The sequence below is a fragment of the Pararhizobium sp. PWRC1-1 genome (assembly GCF_049897905.1).
In the GTDB taxonomy this organism is placed as follows: Bacteria; Pseudomonadota; Alphaproteobacteria; order Rhizobiales; family Rhizobiaceae; genus Pararhizobium.
The window spans coordinates 1-20,000 of the sequence record NZ_JAFCXE010000045.1; the positions used below are offsets into that span (position 1 = coordinate 1).

Sequence of the window (20,000 nt, forward strand, 5' to 3'; positions counted from 1 at the left end):
TTGTATTCGCCGAAATACTTCGTGATCGCTGCCGTCAGCGACGTCTTGCCATGGTCGACGTGGCCGATCGTGCCAATGTTAACGTGCGGCTTATTGCGCTCAAATTTGCTCTTTGCCATTTCCGGCTCTCCGTTTTTTAACCCCGAAGGGGAATTCTCTTGTTTCTGTCAGCTGGCGTTAGGCTCCGGTCACTTCTGACCGGAGTATTTCGCCTGGATTTCCTGTGCCACGTTCGACGGAACCGGCGCATAGTGATCGAAGGTCATCGTGTACTGTGCACGGCCCTGCGACATCGAGCGCAGGTTGTCCACGTACTTGAACATGTTGGCCAGCGGCACGTTGGCATTGATCACGACGGCGATGCCGCGTGCTTCCTGGCCCTGGATCTGACCGCGACGCGAGTTCAGATCGCCGATCACGTCACCGACGTAATCTTCCGGCGTCACGACTTCCACCTTCATCATCGGCTCGAGCAGCTGGGCGCCGGCCTTCTTGGCTGCTTCACGGAAGCAGGCACGCGAGGCGATTTCGAAAGCGAGAACCGAGGAGTCGACGTCATGGAATGCGCCGTCGATCAGGGTTGCCTTGACGCCAAGCATCGGGAAGCCAGCGAGCGGACCGGAAGACAGAACGCTTTCGATGCCCTTCTGAACGCCTGGGATGTATTCCTTCGGAATAGAACCACCAACGATCTTGGATTCGAACTTGAAGTCGTCGCCTTCTTCATTCGGTTCGAAGACGATCTTGACGCGCGCGAACTGGCCGGTACCACCGGACTGCTTCTTGTGCGTATAGTCTTCTTCATGACGCTTCGTGATCGATTCACGGTAAGCAACCTGCGGCGCGCCGACGGTGGCTTCAACCTTGAATTCGCGGCGCATGCGGTCGACGAGGATGTCGAGGTGAAGTTCACCCATGCCGGCGATGATCGTCTGGCCGGATTCTTCATCCGTCTTGACGCGGAACGAAGGATCTTCAGCAGCCAGGCGGTTGAGCGCGAGGCCCATCTTTTCCTGGTCGCCCTTGGTCTTCGGCTCGATGGCGATCTGGATGACCGGCTCGGGGAATTCCATGCGCTCGAGGATAACCTGATGCAGCGGATCGCAGAGCGTGTCGCCGGTCGTGGTTTCCTTGAGGCCTGCGAGAGCAACGATGTCGCCGGCAAAGGCTTCTTCGATGTCTTCACGGGAGTTGGAATGCATCTGCAGCATACGGCCGACGCGCTCGCGCTTTTCCTTGACCGTGTTCATAACCGACGTGCCCTTGGAGAGCTTGCCGGAATAGATACGGGCGAAGGTGAGCGAACCAACGAAGGGGTCGTTCATGATCTTGAAGGCGAGCATCGACAATGGCTCTTCATCCGACGGATGGCGGGCGATTTCGGCTTCGGTCTTCACATCGATGCCCTTGATCGACGGAATGTCGAGCGGGGAAGGCAGATATTCGACAACTGCGTCGAGCAAAGGCTGAACGCCTTTGTTCTTGAAAGCCGTACCGCAGAACATCGGGTGGAACTTCACGTCGATGGTGCCGCGGCGAACCAGCTGGCGGATCTTGTCGTTGTCCGGCATGATGCCGTTCAGATAGTCTTCCATCGCCTGTTCATCGATATCGACGACCTGTTCGATCATCTTCTCGCGATATTCCTGCGCCTTTTCCTTCATGTCTTCCGGAATTTCGACGACATCCCACTGGGCGCCGAGCGATTCGTCGCGCCAGATCAGGGCGTTCATCTCGATCAGGTCGATAACGCCCTTGAATTCGGTTTCCGCACCGATCGGGAGCTGCATGACAACAGCGATGGCACCGAGACGGGTCTTGATCATCTCTACCGAGCGGTAGAAGTCAGCACCGGTCTTGTCCATCTTGTTGCAGAAGATCATCCGCGGAACGTTGTACTTTTCAGCCTGACGCCAGACGGTTTCCGTCTGCGGCTCAACACCGGCGTTGGCGTCGAGCAGAGCGATCGCACCGTCGAGAACGCGCAGCGAACGTTCGACTTCGATGGTGAAGTCGACGTGGCCGGGGGTGTCGATGATGTTGAAGCGGCGCATCTTGCCGTCGCGACCCTTCCAGTAGGTCGTGGTAGCAGCGGACGTGATGGTGATACCGCGTTCCTGCTCCTGCTCCATCCAGTCCATGGTGGCAGCGCCGTCATGAACTTCACCGATTTTGTGCGACTTGCCGGTGTAGTAGAGAATCCGCTCAGTGGTCGTGGTCTTGCCGGCGTCGATATGCGCCATGATACCGAAATTGCGGTAGTCTTCGATTTTATATTCGCGAGCCATAATGACTGCCTTTCGAAAATTGTACGTCGATTACCAGCGATAGTGCGAGAATGCACGGTTGGCGTCAGCCATCTTGTGCGTGTCTTCGCGCTTCTTGACAGCGGAACCACGGCCATTTGCCGCATCCATGAGTTCGCCGCAGAGGCGATCGATCATGGTGGTTTCGTTGCGCTTGCGGGCAGCAGCGATCAGCCAGCGAATGGCGAGAGCCTGACGGCGCTCAGGACGAACATCCACCGGAACCTGGTAGGTTGCACCACCGACGCGGCGCGAACGAACTTCGACGTGCGGAGCGATGTTGTCGAGGGCCGAATGGAACACGGTGACCGGCTCCTGCTTCAGCTTGCCCTGGACCAGATCGAACGCACCGTAAACGATGTTTTCAGCGACCGACTTCTTACCATGAAGCATGATTGCATTCATGAACTTGGTGACGACCAGATCGCCGAACTTCGGGTCCGGATTGATCTCGCGCTTTTCTGCACTATGACGACGTGACATACTTTTGTCTCTCAACTTTGAACGGGCGCCTTAACACGCGGAGAACCTCGCGCAGCACCTTAAATTGTGGAACCCGAATTACTTCGGACGCTTTGCACCATACTTCGAACGGCGCTGCTTACGGTTCTTGACACCCTGGGTATCGAGAACGCCGCGAATGATGTGGTAACGAACGCCCGGCAAGTCCTTTACGCGGCCGCCGCGGATCATGACCACGGAGTGTTCCTGAAGGTTGTGACCTTCGCCCGGAATGTAGCCGATGACTTCGAAGCCGTTGGTGAGACGGATCTTGGCAACCTTACGCAGAGCCGAGTTCGGCTTCTTCGGGGTCGTTGTGTAGACGCGTGTGCAAACGCCACGCTTCTGCGGGTTTTCCTGCAGAGCAGGAACCTTGTTGCGCTTTACCTGTGCCTGACGCGGCTTGCGGATCAGCTGGTTTACGGTAGGCATATAACCATCCCTTACAAATTCTGTCTCAATACCCTTACGGGCGGATCAATGCCGTCTCCGGCGGTTTCGAACGCTATAAATGCGCAAAACGAGGACCGATCCGCCTTTCGGCAGATGGCCCGCAAAAAGCAGAGGACACCAATATTTTCAGCGTCTTGCGTGCAGCATTTTGGTCTTCAGCGTGCGTTTCGAACCTTGTTTGAGGCGAACTCCAGAACGTGACGTTCCGAACCAGCCAGCCTCACATAGGCTCCGATGGGGCGGGGTGTACTGATTTCGGGGTGTCGCGTCAAGGGGAATTAAGAATTATTCTTGGTTCGGCAGGGCTGACATGCCTGCAAAACAAGGCTTTGACGCCGAAACGGGAGTAAGTGGCGGTCCGCGCGGGGCGGAATCGTCAGAGCGTCCTGTTCAACTTAAAGAATCATAAAGCAATTCTACAATTCCGCAACAACGGCAGGAATCGCCGCCCCTGCCCGTGACGATTCGTCGTGGGAACAGTGTTTTTTCCTCTGCGCACGGCAGCAATACGCTGTAAAGTCGTTTCACATATCTTTCGAAAGAGGAAATAGCCATGACTGCCAAGCCGGACAATGACAACAATCTCGACGGACCGATGATCTTCATCATCATCGGCAAGGCCTATGAGCAGGATGGCGATGAAGAGGGCGTGGACATTCACGTGATGTTACGTGCACCGGACGACGACACCGCCGTTCGGGAAGCCCTGAACGCACTGGCCGAGGAAGGTTTTCTCGAGGCCGACCTCGATCAGATCGGCACGCTGACCGACGTGCCGAACGATGAGCCGCACGCATCCGCCTATCAGGGCGCGCTGACCGGCGAAGTGGCGATCATCAAGTTCGGATAAAACACATCGAGCACCGCTGCCTCGTGTGATAGCGGCGAACTCGCGTGAAACGAATGCAAAAAGCCGCCCGGATCGCTCCAGGCGGCTTTTTCAATGGGTCGGAAAGGGCGGCAGAACCGCCCTCGCCTTTCAAGCCTTATTCGGCTGCAGCTTCTTCCTTGGCTGCCATGTCGGCAAGCATCGGAGTTGCTGCATCGGCCCCCGTTCCCTTGCGGCGCTCTTCGAGGATCATCTCGTCGCGCGCGGTCGCAATACGGCGGATCTGGGTCATCGTGCCACCGGTACCGGCCGGGATAAGGCGGCCAACGATGACGTTTTCCTTCAGACCCTGCAGGCCGTCGGTCTTGCCGGCGATCGCAGCTTCCGTCAGCACCTTGGTCGTTTCCTGGAAGGAAGCGGCCGAGATGAAGGACGGCGTCTGCAGCGATGCCTTGGTGATGCCGAGCAGGACCGGATCGCCGTAAGCCGGCTTCTTGCCCTGTTCGATCAGCTGATCGTTGACATCTTCCAGTTCGATGCGGTCGACGCTGTCGCCAACGATATAGGTTGAGTCACCAGCGTCGGTCACTTCCACCTTCTGCAGCATCTGGCGAACGATCACCTCGATGTGCTTGTCGTTGATCACAACGCCCTGCAGGCGGTAGACTTCCTGGATTTCGTTGACCAGGTAGGAAGCGAGTGCCTCCACGCCCTTGATCGCCAGGATGTCGTGCGGTGCCGGGTTGCCGTCGAGGATGTAGTCACCCTTTTCGATATAGTCGCCATCCTGAAGATGGAAGGGCTTGCCCTTCGGGATCAGGTATTCGACTGGCTCCACACCGTCTTCCGCAGGCTCGATCAGCACGCGGCGCTTGTTCTTGTAGTCGCGGCCGAAGCGGATCGTACCATCGATTTCGGCGATGATCGCGTGATCCTTCGGACGGCGCGCTTCGAAGAGTTCGGCAACGCGCGGCAGACCACCGGTGATGTCCTTCGTCTTGGCGCTTTCCAGCGGCGAACGTGCAAGCACGTCACCCTGGGAGACCTTGGTACCCGGCTCGACCGACAGAATGGCGTCGACCGAAAGCATGAAGCGGGCGTCGCCACCACGCGACAGCTTCATCACTGCGCCGTTCTTGTCCTTGATGACGATTGCCGGCTTCAGGTCGATACCGCGTGGCGTCGAACGCCAATCGATAACCTGACGCTTGGTGATGCCGGTTGCTTCGTCGGTCGCTTCCAGAACGGAGATACCGTCGACGATATCTTCGAAATGAACTGTGCCTTCGACTTCCGTCATCATCGGGCGTGTGTAGGGGTCCCACTCGGCCAGACGCTGGCCGCGCTTCACCTTGTCACCGTCATCGACGAAGATCTTCGAACCGTAGGCGACGCGCTGCGAGGAGCGCTCGACACCACGTTCGTCGAGGATCTGGACCGCCATGTTACGGCCCATCGCGACGAGAACGTTGTCGGAATTGCGCAGCATGTTGCGGTTCTTGATCTGGATCGTACCTTCGTACGACGCTTCCAGGAACGAGCTATCGACAACCGTTGCCGTGCCACCAAGGTGGAACGTACGCATGGTCAGCTGAGTACCAGGTTCACCGATCGACTGAGCGGCGATAACGCCGACAGCCTCACCCATGTTGACAGGTGTTCCGCGTGCAAGGTCACGACCGTAGCAGACGCCGCAGACGCCGGTCTGGATTTCGCAGGTCAGAGCCGAACGAATACGGATCGACTGGATGCCAGCCTTTTCGATTTCAACGACATCGGCTTCAAGGATCATGCGACCAGCATCGACAATGCGATCACCGGTCAGCGGGTGATCGATATTGTCGAGAGCCGTACGACCGAGAACGCGGACACCGATGGAGGCAACGACCTGACCGGCATCGACGATGGCAGTCATGGTGAGGCCGGTTTCGGTACCGCAATCCACCGAGTTGACGATACAATCCTGCGCGACGTCAACGAGACGGCGTGTCAGGTAACCGGAGTTTGCGGTCTTCAAGGCGGTGTCTGCGAGACCCTTACGGGCACCGTGGGTCGAGTTGAAGTACTCGTTAACGGTCAGGCCTTCCTTGAAGTTCGAGATGATCGGCGTCTCGATGATTTCACCCGACGGCTTGGCCATCAGGCCGCGCATGCCGCCGAGCTGACGCATCTGGTTCGGTGAACCACGAGCACCCGAGTGCGACATCATGTAGATGGCGTTCATCGGCTTCTGACGGCCGTTATCGTCGAATTCGACAGCCTTAATGCGGGCCATCATGTCTTCGGCGACCTTGTCAGTTGCCTTGCCCCAGGCGTCGACAACCTTGTTGTACTTTTCGCCCTGAGTGATCAGGCCGTCATTGTACTGCTGTTCGTATTCCTTCACCAGGCTTTCGGTGTCACCGACGATCTTGGCCTTGGTATCGGGAATAACCATGTCGTCCTTGCCGAACGAAATGCCGGCGCGGCAGGCATGGGCGAAGCCGAGCTGCATGATGCGGTCGCAGAAAATGACCGTGTCCTTCTGGCCGCAATGGCGGTAGACCGTGTCGATCATCTTGGAGATGTTCTTCTTGGTCAGTTCCTGGTTGCAGACGTCGAACGGCACGTTGGCGTTCTTCGGCAGAAGTTCGCCGATGATCATACGGCCAGGCGTGGTTTCATAGATCTTCGAAACAGGCTTGCCGTCGGCATCGACAGTCTTGAAGCGGCCGCGGATCTTGGCATGCAACGTCACCGACTTGGTTTCAAGCGCGTGATGCAGTTCGCCGAGATCGGAGAAGGCCATGCCTTCGCCCGGCTCGTTCTGGTTCAGGATCGACAGATAGTAGAGGCCGAGAACCATGTCCTGCGACGGAACGATGATCGGCGCGCCGTTTGCCGGGTGCAGGATGTTGTTGGTCGACATCATCAGGACACGGGCTTCCAACTGCGCTTCGAGCGACAGCGGAACGTGAACGGCCATCTGGTCACCGTCGAAGTCGGCGTTGAACGCCGTGCAGACGAGCGGATGCAGCTGGATCGCCTTGCCTTCGACCAGGATCGGTTCGAAGGCCTGGATGCCCAGGCGGTGCAGGGTTGGTGCACGGTTGAGAAGCACGGGGTGCTCGCGGATGACCTCGTCGAGGATATCCCAGACTTCCGGCTTTTCCTTCTCAACCAGCTTCTTGGCCTGCTTGACGGTCGAGGAGTAACCCTTGGCGTCGAGGCGGGCGTAGATGAACGGCTTGAACAGTTCGAGCGCCATCTTCTTCGGCAGGCCGCACTGGTGCAGCTTCAGTTCCGGGCCGGTCACGATGACCGAACGGCCGGAATAATCGACGCGCTTGCCGAGCAAGTTCTGACGGAAGCGTCCCTGCTTGCCCTTGAGCATGTCGGACAGCGACTTCAGCGGACGCTTGTTGGCACCGGTGATGACGCGGCCACGGCGGCCGTTGTCGAACAGGGCGTCAACGGATTCCTGCAGCATGCGCTTTTCGTTGCGGATGATGATGCCAGGCGCACGAAGCTCGATCAGGCGCTTCAAACGGTTGTTGCGGTTGATGACGCGGCGATAGAGGTCGTTCAGATCGGACGTCGCGAAACGGCCGCCGTCCAGCGGAACCAGCGGACGCAGGTCCGGCGGGATCACCGGGACGACCTTCATGATCATCCATTCCGGGCGGTTGCCGGATTCCATGAAGTTCTCGACGATCTTCAGGCGCTTCATCAGCTTCTTCTGCTTCAGCTCGGACGTGGTGTCAGCCATTTCCGCGCGCAGATCGCCAGCGATCTTTTCGAGATTCATCGAAGCCAGCATCTCGTAGATGGCTTCAGCACCGATCATCGCGGTGAACTGATCTTCGCCGAACTCGTCGACGGCGATCATGTATTCTTCTTCCGAGAGAAGCTGACTTTCCTTGAGGGAGGTCAGGCCCGGTTCGGTGATGATGTAGTTTTCGAAATACAGGACGCGCTCGATATCCTTCAGCGTCATGTCGAGCAGCGTCGCGATGCGGCTCGGCAGGGACTTCAGGAACCAGATATGGGCGACCGGAGCTGCAAGCTCGATATGGCCCATGCGCTCACGGCGAACGCGCGACAACGTCACTTCGACGCCGCACTTTTCGCAGATGATGCCCTTGTACTTCATGCGCTTGTACTTGCCGCACAGGCACTCATAGTCCTTGATCGGGCCAAAGATACGCGCGCAGAAAAGGCCGTCGCGTTCAGGCTTGAACGTGCGGTAGTTGATGGTTTCCGGCTTCTTGATCTCACCGTAGGACCAGGAGAGAATCTTCTCCGGCGACGCAATCGAAATCCGGATGGAATCGAAGGTCTGCGCAGGCACCTGCGGATTGAAAAGGTTCATGACCTCTTGGTTCATGCCTATCTCCTTTATGGGCTATCGCCCTGAGCTTGGCAGAGAGCGCGGCAAATCCCGGGCGCCGGCTCCTGCTCGAAACGGATAAAACCGCATGAAATGCGGCCGCATTTCCTACCCCTGCCCCAATAACTTGAGACCCGGGTGGAAATGGTGCGCGCCGCTTGGGAAAGCGGCACGCACCCTGATGTCTTATTCGGCCGCGTCCGGCAATTGCTGGTTTGCCGCGTTGAGTTCGTCGAGCTTGGAATTCTCCAGTTCGACCGAGAGACCCAACGACCGCATTTCCTTGACGAGAACGTTGAAGCTCTCCGGAATACCAGCCTCGAAAGTATCGTCGCCTCGGACGATCGCTTCGTAGACCTTGGTACGGCCGGCCACGTCGTCGGACTTCACCGTCAGCATTTCCTGCAGGGTGTAGGCGGCGCCGTAGGCTTCCAGAGCCCAGACTTCCATTTCCCCGAAGCGCTGACCGCCGAACTGCGCCTTACCACCGAGCGGCTGCTGGGTGACGAGCGAGTAAGGACCGATCGAACGGGCGTGGATCTTGTCGTCCACAAGGTGGTTCAGCTTCAGCATGTAGATGTAGCCGACCGTCACCTGACGGTCGAACTGATCGCCGGTACGGCCATCATACAGCGTCGACTGACCCGAAACGTTCAGGCCTGCCTGTTCCAGCATCTCGTTAACGTCGGCTTCGACTGCACCGTCGAAGACCGGCGTTGCGATCGACACGCCGCGGCGGGTCTGCTCGGCCAGACGAACGATCGATTCATCGTCGTAGTCCTTGATCGGCTCGCCCTTCGGACCGGAGCCAATGACGCTGTCGATGGTATCGCGCAGCGGCTGAATTTCAGCGCCCGCCTTATAGGCATCAAGCATGGCACCGATCTTCTTGCCCATGCCGGCGCAGGCCCAACCCAGATGGGTTTCAAGGATCTGGCCAACGTTCATGCGCGAAGGCACGCCGAGCGGGTTCAACACGACGTCAACATGCGTACCGTCTTCCAGGAACGGCATGTCTTCGATCGGCACGATGCGGGAAACCACACCCTTGTTGCCGTGACGGCCGGCCATCTTGTCGCCTGGCTGGATCTTGCGCTTCACAGCAACAAAGACCTTGACCATCTTCATGACGCCCGGAGGCATTTCGTCGCCGCGCTGGACCTTTTCGACCTTGTCCATGAAGCGATGCTCGAGCAGCGACTTGGATTCGTCGTACTGGCCACGCAGAGCTTCAACTTCGCCCTGAGCCTTTTCGTCTTCCGTCGCAAACATCCACCACTGCGAGCGGGGATATTCGGAAATGACGGCATTCGAAAGTTCGGTGCCCTTCTTGAAGCCCTTCGGACCGGCAACGGCCACCTGACCGCGCCGCATGTCGAGGAGACGCGAATAGACGTTGCGATCGAGGATCGCCTGTTCGTCGTCGCGATCCTTGGCAAGACGCTCGATCTCTTCCCGCTCGATCGCCATCGCACGTTCGTCTTTTTCCACGCCGTGGCGGTTGAAGACGCGAACTTCGACGATGGTGCCGAAGGTGCCCGGAGGCATGCGCATGGAAGTGTCGCGGACGTCGGAAGCCTTTTCACCGAAGATGGCGCGCAGAAGCTTTTCTTCCGGCGTCATCGGGCTTTCGCCCTTCGGGGTGATCTTGCCGACCAGGATGTCGCCTGGCGTCACTTCGGCGCCGATGTAGACAATACCAGCTTCGTCGAGGTTCTTCAGCGCTTCTTCCGAAACGTTCGGAATATCGCGGGTGATTTCTTCCGGACCAAGCTTGGTGTCGCGCGCCATCACTTCGAATTCTTCGATGTGGATGGAGGTGAACACGTCATCGCGAACGATGCGCTCGGACAGAAGGATCGAGTCCTCGTAGTTGTAGCCGTTCCACGGCATGAACGCGACGAGCGCGTTGCGGCCGAGAGCCAGATCACCGAGATCGGTCGACGGACCGTCAGCAATGATGTCGCCCTTGTTCAGAATGTCACCGACGGTGACCAGCGGACGCTGGTTGACGCAAGTGTTCTGGTTGGAACGCTGGAACTTCTGCAAGCGGTAGATATCAACGCCGGACTTGCCGGCCTGGAGATCTTCCGTCGCACGGATAACGATACGGGTTGCGTCAACCTGGTCGACCACACCGCCACGGCGGGCAGCAATGGCAGCACCGGAGTCGCGGGCAACGATCGGCTCCATGCCGGTACCGACGAACGGAGCTTCCGCACGCAGCAGAGGCACGGCCTGACGCTGCATGTTGGAGCCCATGAGGGCGCGGTTGGCGTCGTCGTTTTCGAGGAACGGGATGAGCGCTGCCGCCACAGACACGAGCTGCTTGGGCGAAACGTCCATCAGGTTCACGATGTCTCGCGGTGCGAGCATAACGTCGCCGGCGTGACGGCAAACAACGAATTCTTCAACGAAGGACTGGTCTTCGTTGAGTTCGGAGTTGGCCTGGGCCACGTGATACTTGGCTTCTTCCATCGCCGACAGGTAGACGACATCCTTGGTCACCTTACCGTCGATGATCTTGCGGTAAGGGCTTTCGATGAAGCCGTACTTGTTGACGCGGGCAAAGGTTGCCAGCGAGTTGATCAGACCGATGTTCGGGCCTTCCGGCGTTTCAATCGGGCAGATACGGCCGTAGTGGGTCGGGTGAACGTCGCGGACTTCAAAGCCAGCGCGTTCGCGCGTCAGACCGCCCGGTCCAAGAGCCGAAAGACGGCGCTTGTGGGTGATTTCCGACAGCGGATTGACCTGGTCCATGAACTGCGACAGCTGCGAGGAGCCGAAGAATTCGCGAACAGCGGCAGCAGCCGGCTTGGCGTTGATCAGGTCCTGCGGCATGACGGTATCGATTTCGATCGACGACATGCGTTCCTTGATCGCACGCTCCATGCGCAGCAGACCGAGGCGATACTGATTTTCCATCAATTCGCCGACCGAACGCACACGGCGGTTGCCGAGGTTGTCGATGTCGTCGATTTCGCCCTTGCCGTCGCGCAGGTCAACGAGCATCCGGACAACAGCCAGGATGTCTTCCTTGCGCAAGATACGGACGGTATCGGCAGCATCCACGTCCAGACGCATGTTCATCTTGACGCGGCCAACGGCGGAGAGATCGTAACGCTCCGAATCGAAGAACAGCGTGTTAAACATGGCTTCAGCCGAATCCATGGTCGGCGGCTCGCCGGGACGCATGACGCGGTAGATGTCGAACAGGGCATCCTGACGGTTTTCGTTCTTGTCGACCGAAAGCGTGTTGCGGATGTAGGCACCGACATTGATATGGTCGATGTCGAGGATCGGGATTTCGTCGAAACCGGCCGTCAGAATGACGCCAAGCGTCTTCTCGTCGATTTCGTCGCCGGCTTCGAGGAAGATTTCACCCGTCGACGGATTGACCAGATCTTCGGCAAGGAAGTTGCCGTAAAGCTCGTCATCAGTAGCCTTGATGGCCTTCAGGCCCTTTTCCACAAGCGTCTTCAACAGGCGCGGCGTCAGCTTCTTGCCGGATTCAACGACCACTTCGCCGGTGTCGGCGTCGATCAGGTCGGAAAGCGCCTTCTGGCCCTTGAGAACCTCCGGCTGAAACGGAATCCGCCAACCCTTGCCGTCGCGGGCATAGAGCGACTTGGTATAGAAGGTCTCGAGGATCTCCTCGCCGTCCATGCCAAGCGCCATCAAAAGCGACGTGACGGGGATCTTGCGGCGGCGGTCGATACGCGCGTGCACAACGTCCTTGGCATCGAATTCGATGTCGAGCCAGGAGCCGCGATACGGGATGACGCGGGCAGCAAACAGAAGCTTGCCCGAGGAATGGCTCTTGCCCTTGTCATGGTCGAAGAACACGCCCGGCGAACGGTGCATCTGGGAGACGATGACGCGCTCGGTGCCGTTGACGATGAACGTACCGTTGTTGGTCATGAGCGGCATGTCGCCCATGTATACGTTCTGTTCCTTGATGTCCTTGACGGACTTGGCGCCCGTATCCTCGTCGATATCGAACACGATGAGGCGCAGCGTCACCTTCAGCGGCGCTGCGTAGGTCAGATCGCGCTGACGGCATTCCTCAACGTCGAACTTCGGCTGTTCGAACTCGTAGGACACGAATTCGAGCATCGAAGCGCCGGAGAAATCCGTGATCGGGAAAACCGACTTGAAAACGGACTGAAGCCCCTCGTCCGGACGACCGCCCTGCGGCTCGTCGACCATGAGGAACTGGTCGTAGGATGCCTTCTGAACCTCGATGAGGTTCGGCATTTCTGCGACTTCGGGAATTTTACCAAAAAACTTGCGTACGCGCCTACGACCATTGAAAGAAAGGGTCTGAGCCATCGTCGCTCCTTCAAATTTTGCATCCGGGCCTGCAACGGACGGGAACCGATGGCCAGTCGATCCCGTCAATCAATGGATTGTTCAATCTCGTCCAACCTCCAAAAACGCTCAGCGCGGATTGCTGTGCTGTTCTGGTTCGGGACTATCCTCTTGAAGAACCCATTACCCAAAAGCCGTTTTCAATAGGCTTTTGGGTAATATGTTCAGAAAGCGGTCAAAGAGAGGCGGCCATTTTCATGGCCACCTCCCCTTTAAAACAAGCAGAATTACTTGACGTCAACCTTGGCGCCAGCGTCTTCGAGCTTCTTCTTGAGATCAGCAGCTTCAGCCTTGGAAACGCCTTCCTTGACAGCCTTCGGAGCGGCTTCAACGAGGTCCTTGGCTTCCTTCAGGCCGAGGCCTGTGATCGCGCGGACTTCCTTGATGACGTTGATCTTGTTTGCGCCGGCATCAGCGAGGATGACGTCGAATTCAGTCTTTTCTTCTTCAACAACGGCAGCAGCAGCGCCGCCAGCAGCAGCAGCAGCTACCGGAGCAGCAGCGGAAACGCCCCACTTTTCTTCAAGAAGCTTCGACAGTTCTGCAGCTTCCAGAACGGTCAACGAGGACAGGTCTTCAACGATCTTAGAGAGATCAGCCATTTTTTAGTTCCTTTTATTCGGTTCGAACTTGGTTTGATATAACAACGAAAAACCGCCTTATGCGGCTTCTTCGTCCTTCTTGGCGTAGGCCGCGAACACGCGGGCAAGCTGGCTTGCCGGTGCTGCAACAACCGATGCGATGCGCGTTGCCGGGGTCTGAATCATACCCAGCAGCTTTGCACGCAGTTCGTCCAGCGACGGCAGGGTCGCAAGCGACTTGACTGCATCCGCGGAGAGCGTGGTTGCGCCCATGGCGCCACCCAGAACAACGATCTTGTCGTTGGTCTTGGCGAAGTCCATGAGAACCTTTGGAGCCGTGATCGGGTCGGCGCTGAATGCTACCAGCGTCTGGCCCTTGAAGAGATTGGACATCCCTTCGGCTTCCGTACCCTGAAGGGCGATCTTGGCCAGGCGGTTCTTCGCGACTTTGACGGTGCCGCCAGCAGCGCGCATCTTCGAACGGAAGTCGTTCATCTGTGCGACTGTGACACCAGCATAGTGGGCCACGACAACCGAACCAGCGCCCTTGAAGGACTCGTTCAGCTCCGTGACGAATTCGCGTTTTTCCGCTCTTTCCACTGCCTATCTCCAGTTGACTGGACCGTAAAACACAGTCCAGTCGGTTTGCCTTTGCCGCACGAGATCAAAGGTGATCTCAGGCGACGCTCGAGGATCCTGTCCCCTGCGCGTTCCCGTTCAACCGGGTCCGGCACAAGGCAAGCCGAGGTTCGAACCGAATTTCCACGCTTGCGCGCGTCAAATGAAATTCGGGACTCACCCATCTCATGCAGGCTGAAGTGATTAAGGGATAACCACCTGCAATCTCGGACAGGAGTTCCGGGTTTGATCCCGGAATTTCCGGCCTCGAAAGGCCGGAAATCTATGACCGGACAAAAGTCCGGATAAACGTGATTAAGCGCTAACCGTCGACGGATCGATCTTGACGCCCGGACCCATGGTCGAGGAAATCGCGACACGCTTGACGTAGTTGCCCTTGGCGCCAGCCGGCTTTGCCTTGATGACCGCATCAGCGAAAGCGCGGATGTTTTCTTCAAGAGCAACAGCATCGAACGATGCCTTGCCGATGCCAGCGTGAACGATACCGGCCTTTTCGACGCGGAACTCAACGGCGCCGCCCTTCGATGCCTTGACAGCACCGGCGACGTCCATGGTGACGGTTCCGACCTTCGGGTTCGGCATCATGCCACGTGGGCCGAGAACCTTGCCGAGACGGCCGACGAGCGGCATCATGTCCGGAGTGGCGATGCAACGATCGAAATCGATCTTGCCGCCCTGGACGATATCGACCAGGTCTTCCGCACCGACGATGTCTGCGCCGGCAGCCTTGGCTTCATCAGCCTTGGCGCCACGTGCGAACACGGCGACACGAACCGTACGGCCGGTGCCGTTCGGCAGGTTGACGACGCCACGGACCATCTGGTCGGCATGACGCGGATCAACGCCGAGGTTCATCGCAACTTCGATGGTTTCGTCGAACTTGGCGATCGCCCGTTCCTTGACCATCGAAATGGCTTCGCTCAGAGCAACGAGCTTCGTCGGATCAACACCTTCACGGGTCTTCTTTACGCGCTTTGCAATCTTTGTCATGGTCTCAACCTGCCACTTCCAGGCCCATGGAGCGGGCCGAGCCCTCAACCATTGCCATTGCGCCTTCGATATCAGCCGCGTTCAGATCCTTCATCTTGGCTTCAGCGATCTTGCGAACCTGATCCTTGGTGAGGGTACCGGCCTTGGCGCCCTTGCCAGGCGTCTTGGAACCAGCCGTCAGCTTGGCTTCCTTCTTCAGGAAGTAGCTGACTGGCGGCTGCTTCATGATGAAGGTGAAGGACTTGTCCTGGTAGTAGGTGATGACGACCGGGATCGGCATGCCCTTTTCCAGTTCCTGCGTGGCGGCATTGAACGCCTTGCAGAATTCCATGATGTTTACGCCACGCTGACCAAGCGCCGGGCCGATTGGCGGGGACGGGTTTGCCGATCCTGCCTTGACCTGAAGCTTGAGCTGGCCTGCAACTTTCTTAGCCATTTCTCTCTGCCTTTATGGTTTTCCCGGTATCCCTGCCCGCCATACGCGAACCGGACCCGGAAACGTTACGACCGGTTTCCCGGCTTCTCATGCCGCCCTTTCAACAGGACGGCGGCTGTGGTTGCGTGGTGCGGATTGACCGATCCGGCTAAGACCGGTTTCCTTCCACGCGGTTTGCGGGCTTGCCCGCATTTGCCGAATACATCGATCCGGCAAAACCAAAAGAAAGCTACGCAGCCGAACAAAATTCGGCGCTGCAGCCTTCAGAAATCAGACTTTCTCGACCTGAGCGTACTCAAGATCTACCGGCGTTGCGCGGCCGAAGATGGAGACTTCAACCTTGAGGCGCGAACGCTCTTCGTCAACGTCCTGCACGATGCCGTTGAACGAGGCAAACGGGCCATCGGATACGCGCACCTGCTCGCCAACCTCGAAGGAGATCGAAGGCTTCGGACGGTCAACACCGTCCTGAACCTGACCAAGAATGCGCTCGGCTTCAAAATCAGGGATCGGAACCGGCTTGTTGTTGGAACCGAGGAAACCCGTCACCTTGGGTGTATTCTTGATGAGGTGATAGGCCTCATCCGTCAGGTCGGCGCGCACCAGCACGTAACCCGGGAAAAACTTACGCTCGGCATCGACCTTGCGGCCACGGCGAACTTCAACGACCTTCTCGGTCGGAACGAGAATCTTTTCAAAAAGATGGCTCAGGCCCTTCTGCTTGGCCTTCTCCTCGATCGATTCAGCAACCTTCTTCTCGAAATTCGAGTAGGCGTGAACGATGTACCAACGCGCTGCCATATTCATCCCCAACCGTTCAAACGCCAGCATTCAGGACGAGGCCAATCAGCCAGCCCATCAGTTGGTCCGCAGCAAAAAAGAAGATAGCCGCAAAGAACACCATGACGAATACCATCAGCGTCGAGATCATCGTCTCGCGCCGTGAAGGCCATGTGACTTTCGCCGTCTCAGCACGAACCTGCTGCAGAAACGTAAATGGATTTGTTTTGGATGCCATTGAATGCTCACGCCTTAACGGCCCGTAAAGCTGACGATCAGCCCCACGCGCCGCGTGTCTGTTTGAACCCTACATAAAGACCGATTCTATAAATCACAAGAGGTCAACGGTCTTTTTGCGAAATTAGCCGGAAAAAGCAAGCCTTCTCCCTGTATAATGCGCCAACTCGCTGCGGCGCGGTATGCGCCGAATTGAATGGCAGGGGCAGTAAGGCTCGAACTTACGACCTGCGGTTTTGGAGACCGCCGCTCTACCAACTGAGCTATACCCCTAGACCAGCGGCGCAGAGTGCAAAAAGCAAAGCGCCACATGAAGTCAGCGGGTTATTATTCAGTTTGACCGGCATTGACAAGCGCCTTTGCGCGAAAAAAAAAGAAATCCGCATCCGGACTTCTTTTCCACGCCTGACATCCGCAGCTTACGCCTCGACATATTGACGCCAGTCGTGCTCCTCCCGGAACCCCAGCACTTCGCGGATCTTCCGGTTCGAAAGCAGCCCCTCGAACGCGCCGATCTCGCGCGTAAACGGCACATTGGGGAAATATTGGGCCGCCAGTTCCTTCGTTGGCGTATTGGCCGACACGGTATCGTTGGCTGCATTGAAGACCTGAAAGCCGAGCCCATCTTTTTCGATGCACAGCTTGACGATCTGCCCGAGATCACGGGCGTCAATATAGCTCCAGGCGATGCGCTTGCGGATTTCCGGATTGGCGAAATAGGCCGGGAACCGTTCGTATTCGTGCGGTTCAATGACATTGCCGATTCTGAGTGCGTAAATGTCGGCCCCGGAACGCTCGGCGAAGGCACGCGCCGTCTTCTCGTTCACCACCTTCGACAGCCCGTACGAATCCATCGGATTGACGTCATAGTCCTCGTCCAGCGGAAACTGATGAAAGTCGCGATGACCTTCGGCAAAGCAGACGCCATAGGTGGTTTCGCTGGAGGCGACGATGATCTTGGGGATGCCGAGCTTCACCGCCGCCTCGATGACATTGTAGGTGCCCATCGTATTGATGCGGAAGGTTTCGTTGTCCGGCTTGATCAGTATCCGTGGCACAGCGGCGAAATGAACCACCGCATCGAACGGCAGGGGTCCCTGCCCTTGTTCCAGATCCGGGAAATCCCGATGCATCGACATGACGTTGAACATCTGGCCGCTATCGGTGATATCTGCGATCAGATTGGTGACGCCAGGGCTTTCCAGCGGCGTCAAATCGACATTGTGCACCTCGTATCCAGCCTCGACGAGATAGGGGACAGCGTGCCGTCCCGCCTTGCCCGCACCACCGGTAAACAAAATCCGCTTGCTCATGACAATCCTCCGTTCCGCTGCCGCCTGCACAGGCGCCTGCATACTTCGCTACCGCCGGTATGCCCTGCCCGTTTAAGGGCTGCAACAGCATTCTCCACGCCAAGGGATGACGGAATGCATGCTGTGCCCTATCTCTCGGCGCATGAGCAAGTAGCCAGGATACCTCAAAACATGCCGATGCAAGCGGAAGACTTCGAAACGATCCTCTCGAATTACGAGATGGTCGCATTGATCGCCAACAGCGAAAGCGTCGATATCGACAAGATCGCACGCGCCCTGCCGGAAAAAACGCTCTATGTCTTCTTCACCGGTTGCGCCAAAGTGGTTACCCAGCCTTTCAGCAGGGATACCGTGCTCTGTCACCGTCTGGTCGCCGGCGGCACGAAGTTCCTGAAGTCGCAAAAGCATTTCGACAAGGCTTACAGCCTCTTCAACAACAGCCTGAAGGCCGAGATCGGCGTCATAGCAGAACGCAGCCTCGCACATGGCACTGCGGCCTTGCCAGCGCCTCGCACCAGCGAACTGGTGCCGTATACGCTCGACTTCGACTACACCTTCGGACCGCTCTATCCGGCAGACCGCAGCCCGACGACCGGATTTGCGCTTGCCATGTGGCTCATCGAAAGGGCGCCAGGCGCAAATGTATGCCTGTGCGGGTTTACTGGCGTCGCCGGCCTGCAGTTCAACATGTACACCGGGCACGACTGGACTTTTGAGCAGATCATGCTGCAGCTTTTCGTCAAGAAGGGGCTTATCAGGCGCTTCGAGGATAGCCTCAACGAGCCAGCCGGCACGTTCGCACATATCCACGAGCGGTTTCCGGAATTCAGCGAAGCGACGATCGCGCTTGTCGCCACCAATGTTCTAGCCAACCGTTATACCGGCATGGAGCGGCAGGTCGCCAAGCTCTGGTCGAAAACCAAGATCGAGCGCCGCATCCGCGGCTTCTTCAAGCGCTTCAAGCGCTTTGGCCACTGAGACCTGCGCAACGCGCGCAGGTCTCCCTTTCAGGTTCTCGTGGCGCCTTAGCGCTGAGCGACGGAGAGAACGCGCTCGCGCGCTGCAAACCACTCCTCGGCATAATCGTCATTCTTGTATTCTTCGAAATACGGCCCGCCATCGGTAAAATGCACGAGATCGGCCTTTTCGTTGTAGTCATATTCGTTGACCAGCCAGTTCCATGTCTGCGGCAGTGCACCGATCAAATCCTCGGATTCGAGCCACTTGAACTGATGCAATTGCAAGCCGGTCGCTTCGTTGACATAGTCCTTGGTCAATGCACGACATTTGGAATTGTTGAAGAGGATTACGCTCGACCAATTCTTCTTTTCGTATTTTGTCTGCGTCTGGCCTAAGAATTTCGTTTCAACCTTGGGCGTATAGTCGTGTTTGACGCACATGGCGGCATAGCGGTCATCGCGCAGCGCCCATAGTTTGGCGATATCGGTTCGCATCAGCATGTCGCAATCGGCAAACAGGCTCCAACCTTCGTAGTCGCTGAGATAGGGCACCAGAAAACGCGAGAAGGAAAATTCCGTCGATTGCAGCTGATTGCGTTCGCGGGTGAAGATGCCGCCGAGATTGTTGAGCGAGATCGGCAGGAACCCGACCGGGATCGAACTCTTCTCCAATATACTCTGGCAAAAGACGTGGTAGGCAACAACTTCCTTGCTGTCGAAACCGATGAAAACGCGTGCACTGTCCGCCATTTTTTCTCCTGTCGAAATATGTCGGCAGCCGCATCTCAACCATGCGGCTCTATACTCCTGGTTAGCCGCCCCGCCGGCGGGATCTCCGCACGCGAGGTCAACACAGCAGGGATTTATTAGAATCATCAGATTATTCAAGCGTATGACGGTCAAGATTTATCGCGCAGGAGATGAACGCTCGATGAAGGCGAAATTTTTTGATGTACCTGTATCTGGGAAGTAGCGCCCCGCCGGGCCATACGGTTATCACCAGACAACAAAAAACCCCGCTGTTGCCAGCGGGGCTTTTTTCAGTTCGTTCTATCGCGATTACTCGACGATCGAGGCGACGATGCCGGCGCCGACGGTGCGGCCGCCTTCGCGGATAGCGAAGCGCAGCTTTTCTTCCATCGCGATCGGAACGATCAGCTCGACGGAAACCGTGACGTTGTCGCCAGGCATAACCATTTCCGTGCCTTCAGGAAGCGACACGATGCCGGTCACGTC

General features: G+C 57.5%; 16 protein-coding genes, 1 tRNA gene and 1 pseudogene. 2 read left to right on the plus strand and 16 right to left on the minus strand.

The window, feature by feature from the left end:
- From ACP7E0_RS33955 to rpsL, 4 genes are all read right to left on the minus strand, one after another.
- On the minus strand, positions 1–119 hold a 119-nt coding region (locus ACP7E0_RS33955), incomplete at its 3' end, for a GTP-binding protein (protein ID WP_426123582.1).
- Positions 120–188: 69 nt separating this feature from the next.
- Positions 189–2,288 (minus strand): elongation factor G, encoded by a 2,100-nt coding sequence (fusA, locus tag ACP7E0_RS33960; RefSeq protein WP_113313677.1) that lies wholly within the window; start codon positions 2,286–2,288, stop codon positions 189–191.
- A 30-nt stretch (positions 2,289–2,318) separates the two neighbouring features.
- On the minus strand, positions 2,319–2,789 hold the full coding sequence (rpsG, locus tag ACP7E0_RS33965; RefSeq protein WP_113247978.1) for a 30S ribosomal protein S7: 471 nt from the start codon (positions 2,787–2,789) through the stop codon (positions 2,319–2,321).
- A gap of 78 nt (positions 2,790–2,867) precedes the next feature.
- Positions 2,868–3,239: a 30S ribosomal protein S12 gene (gene rpsL, locus ACP7E0_RS33970; protein ID WP_003507760.1), complete on the minus strand. Its 372-nt coding sequence runs from the start codon at positions 3,237–3,239 to the stop codon at positions 2,868–2,870.
- Between the two features lie 574 nt (positions 3,240–3,813).
- Here rpsL and ACP7E0_RS33975 point away from each other — a divergent pair.
- Entirely contained in the window at positions 3,814–4,110 is a 297-nt protein-coding gene (locus ACP7E0_RS33975) for a transcriptional regulator (RefSeq protein ID WP_113313676.1), read from the plus strand.
- A gap of 136 nt (positions 4,111–4,246) precedes the next feature.
- Here the strand turns inward: ACP7E0_RS33975 and rpoC are convergent, their stop codons facing one another.
- The 10 genes from rpoC to ACP7E0_RS34025 all read right to left on the minus strand — a co-directional run bounded on the left by rpoC (position 4,247) and on the right by ACP7E0_RS34025 (position 17,805).
- Complete coding sequence (rpoC, locus tag ACP7E0_RS33980) at positions 4,247–8,455, minus strand: DNA-directed RNA polymerase subunit beta' (RefSeq protein WP_426131667.1); 4,209 nt, start codon at positions 8,453–8,455, stop codon at positions 4,247–4,249.
- A gap of 189 nt (positions 8,456–8,644) precedes the next feature.
- Positions 8,645–12,790, minus strand: a complete 4,146-nt coding sequence (gene rpoB, locus ACP7E0_RS33985; RefSeq protein ID WP_426131669.1) for a DNA-directed RNA polymerase subunit beta — start codon at positions 12,788–12,790, stop codon at positions 8,645–8,647.
- Between the two features lie 266 nt (positions 12,791–13,056).
- Entirely contained in the window at positions 13,057–13,431 is a 375-nt protein-coding gene (rplL, locus tag ACP7E0_RS33990) for a 50S ribosomal protein L7/L12 (RefSeq protein WP_113247982.1), read from the minus strand.
- 57 nt (positions 13,432–13,488) lie between these two features.
- On the minus strand, positions 13,489–14,010 hold the full coding sequence (gene rplJ / locus ACP7E0_RS33995) for a 50S ribosomal protein L10 (protein ID WP_037103356.1): 522 nt from the start codon (positions 14,008–14,010) through the stop codon (positions 13,489–13,491).
- A 333-nt stretch (positions 14,011–14,343) separates the two neighbouring features.
- A complete protein-coding gene (gene rplA / locus ACP7E0_RS34000) occupies positions 14,344–15,039 on the minus strand; it encodes a 50S ribosomal protein L1 (protein ID WP_113313672.1) in 696 nt (231 codons plus the stop codon).
- Between the two features lie 4 nt (positions 15,040–15,043).
- Positions 15,044–15,475, minus strand: coding sequence for a 50S ribosomal protein L11 (gene rplK / locus ACP7E0_RS34005; RefSeq protein ID WP_113247984.1), 432 nt, complete (start codon positions 15,473–15,475; stop codon positions 15,044–15,046).
- Between the two features lie 270 nt (positions 15,476–15,745).
- The gene (gene nusG / locus ACP7E0_RS34010) at positions 15,746–16,276 is read right to left on the minus strand and encodes a transcription termination/antitermination protein NusG (protein ID WP_113313678.1); all 531 of its coding nucleotides are present in this window, start codon (positions 16,274–16,276) and stop codon (positions 15,746–15,748) included.
- A 16-nt stretch (positions 16,277–16,292) separates the two neighbouring features.
- Entirely contained in the window at positions 16,293–16,493 is a 201-nt protein-coding gene (gene secE / locus ACP7E0_RS34015; protein WP_037103350.1) for a preprotein translocase subunit SecE, read from the minus strand.
- Between the two features lie 196 nt (positions 16,494–16,689).
- A tRNA-Trp gene (locus tag ACP7E0_RS34020) sits at positions 16,690–16,765 on the minus strand.
- Positions 16,766–16,911: 146 nt separating this feature from the next.
- Positions 16,912–17,805 carry an NAD-dependent epimerase/dehydratase family protein gene (locus ACP7E0_RS34025; protein WP_426131672.1) on the minus strand — a complete coding sequence of 298 codons (894 nt, stop codon included), beginning with the start codon at positions 17,803–17,805 and terminating at the stop codon, positions 16,912–16,914.
- Between the two features lie 171 nt (positions 17,806–17,976).
- Between ACP7E0_RS34025 and ACP7E0_RS34030 the strand changes: the two genes are divergently transcribed.
- Positions 17,977–18,783 (plus strand): hypothetical protein, encoded by an 807-nt coding sequence (locus ACP7E0_RS34030; RefSeq protein WP_426131674.1) that lies wholly within the window; start codon positions 17,977–17,979, stop codon positions 18,781–18,783.
- Positions 18,784–18,830: 47 nt separating this feature from the next.
- Here ACP7E0_RS34030 and ACP7E0_RS34035 read toward each other — a convergent pair whose 3' ends face one another.
- Positions 18,831–19,514 (minus strand): glycosyltransferase, encoded by a 684-nt coding sequence (locus ACP7E0_RS34035; RefSeq protein ID WP_426131676.1) that lies wholly within the window; start codon positions 19,512–19,514, stop codon positions 18,831–18,833.
- Between the two features lie 309 nt (positions 19,515–19,823).
- Positions 19,824–20,000 (minus strand): annotated as a pseudogene (tuf, locus tag ACP7E0_RS34040) (elongation factor Tu); the annotation flags it as partial.

What these genes read in the sequence shown, in the direction of transcription:
- fusA (WP_113313677.1), bottom strand. Translation starts at nt 2,288, where the DNA reads ATGGCTCGCGAATATAAAATCGAAGACTACCGCAATTTCGGTATCATG.
- rpsG (WP_113247978.1), bottom strand. Translation starts at nt 2,789, where the DNA reads ATGTCACGTCGTCATAGTGCAGAAAAGCGCGAGATCAATCCGGACCCG.
- rpsL (WP_003507760.1), bottom strand. Translation starts at nt 3,239, where the DNA reads ATGCCTACCGTAAACCAGCTGATCCGCAAGCCGCGTCAGGCACAGGTA.
- ACP7E0_RS33975 (WP_113313676.1), top strand. Translation starts at nt 3,814, where the DNA reads ATGACTGCCAAGCCGGACAATGACAACAATCTCGACGGACCGATGATC.
- rpoC (WP_426131667.1), bottom strand. Translation starts at nt 8,455, where the DNA reads ATGAACCAAGAGGTCATGAACCTTTTCAATCCGCAGGTGCCTGCGCAG.
- rpoB (WP_426131669.1), bottom strand. Translation starts at nt 12,790, where the DNA reads ATGGCTCAGACCCTTTCTTTCAATGGTCGTAGGCGCGTACGCAAGTTT.
- rplL (WP_113247982.1), bottom strand. Translation starts at nt 13,431, where the DNA reads ATGGCTGATCTCTCTAAGATCGTTGAAGACCTGTCCTCGTTGACCGTT.
- rplA (WP_113313672.1), bottom strand. Translation starts at nt 15,039, where the DNA reads ATGACAAAGATTGCAAAGCGCGTAAAGAAGACCCGTGAAGGTGTTGAT.
- rplK (WP_113247984.1), bottom strand. Translation starts at nt 15,475, where the DNA reads ATGGCTAAGAAAGTTGCAGGCCAGCTCAAGCTTCAGGTCAAGGCAGGA.
- nusG (WP_113313678.1), bottom strand. Translation starts at nt 16,276, where the DNA reads ATGGCAGCGCGTTGGTACATCGTTCACGCCTACTCGAATTTCGAGAAG.
- secE (WP_037103350.1), bottom strand. Translation starts at nt 16,493, where the DNA reads ATGGCATCCAAAACAAATCCATTTACGTTTCTGCAGCAGGTTCGTGCT.
- ACP7E0_RS34025 (WP_426131672.1), bottom strand. Translation starts at nt 17,805, where the DNA reads ATGAGCAAGCGGATTTTGTTTACCGGTGGTGCGGGCAAGGCGGGACGG.
- ACP7E0_RS34030 (WP_426131674.1), top strand. Translation starts at nt 17,977, where the DNA reads ATGCCGATGCAAGCGGAAGACTTCGAAACGATCCTCTCGAATTACGAG.
- ACP7E0_RS34035 (WP_426131676.1), bottom strand. Translation starts at nt 19,514, where the DNA reads ATGGCGGACAGTGCACGCGTTTTCATCGGTTTCGACAGCAAGGAAGTT.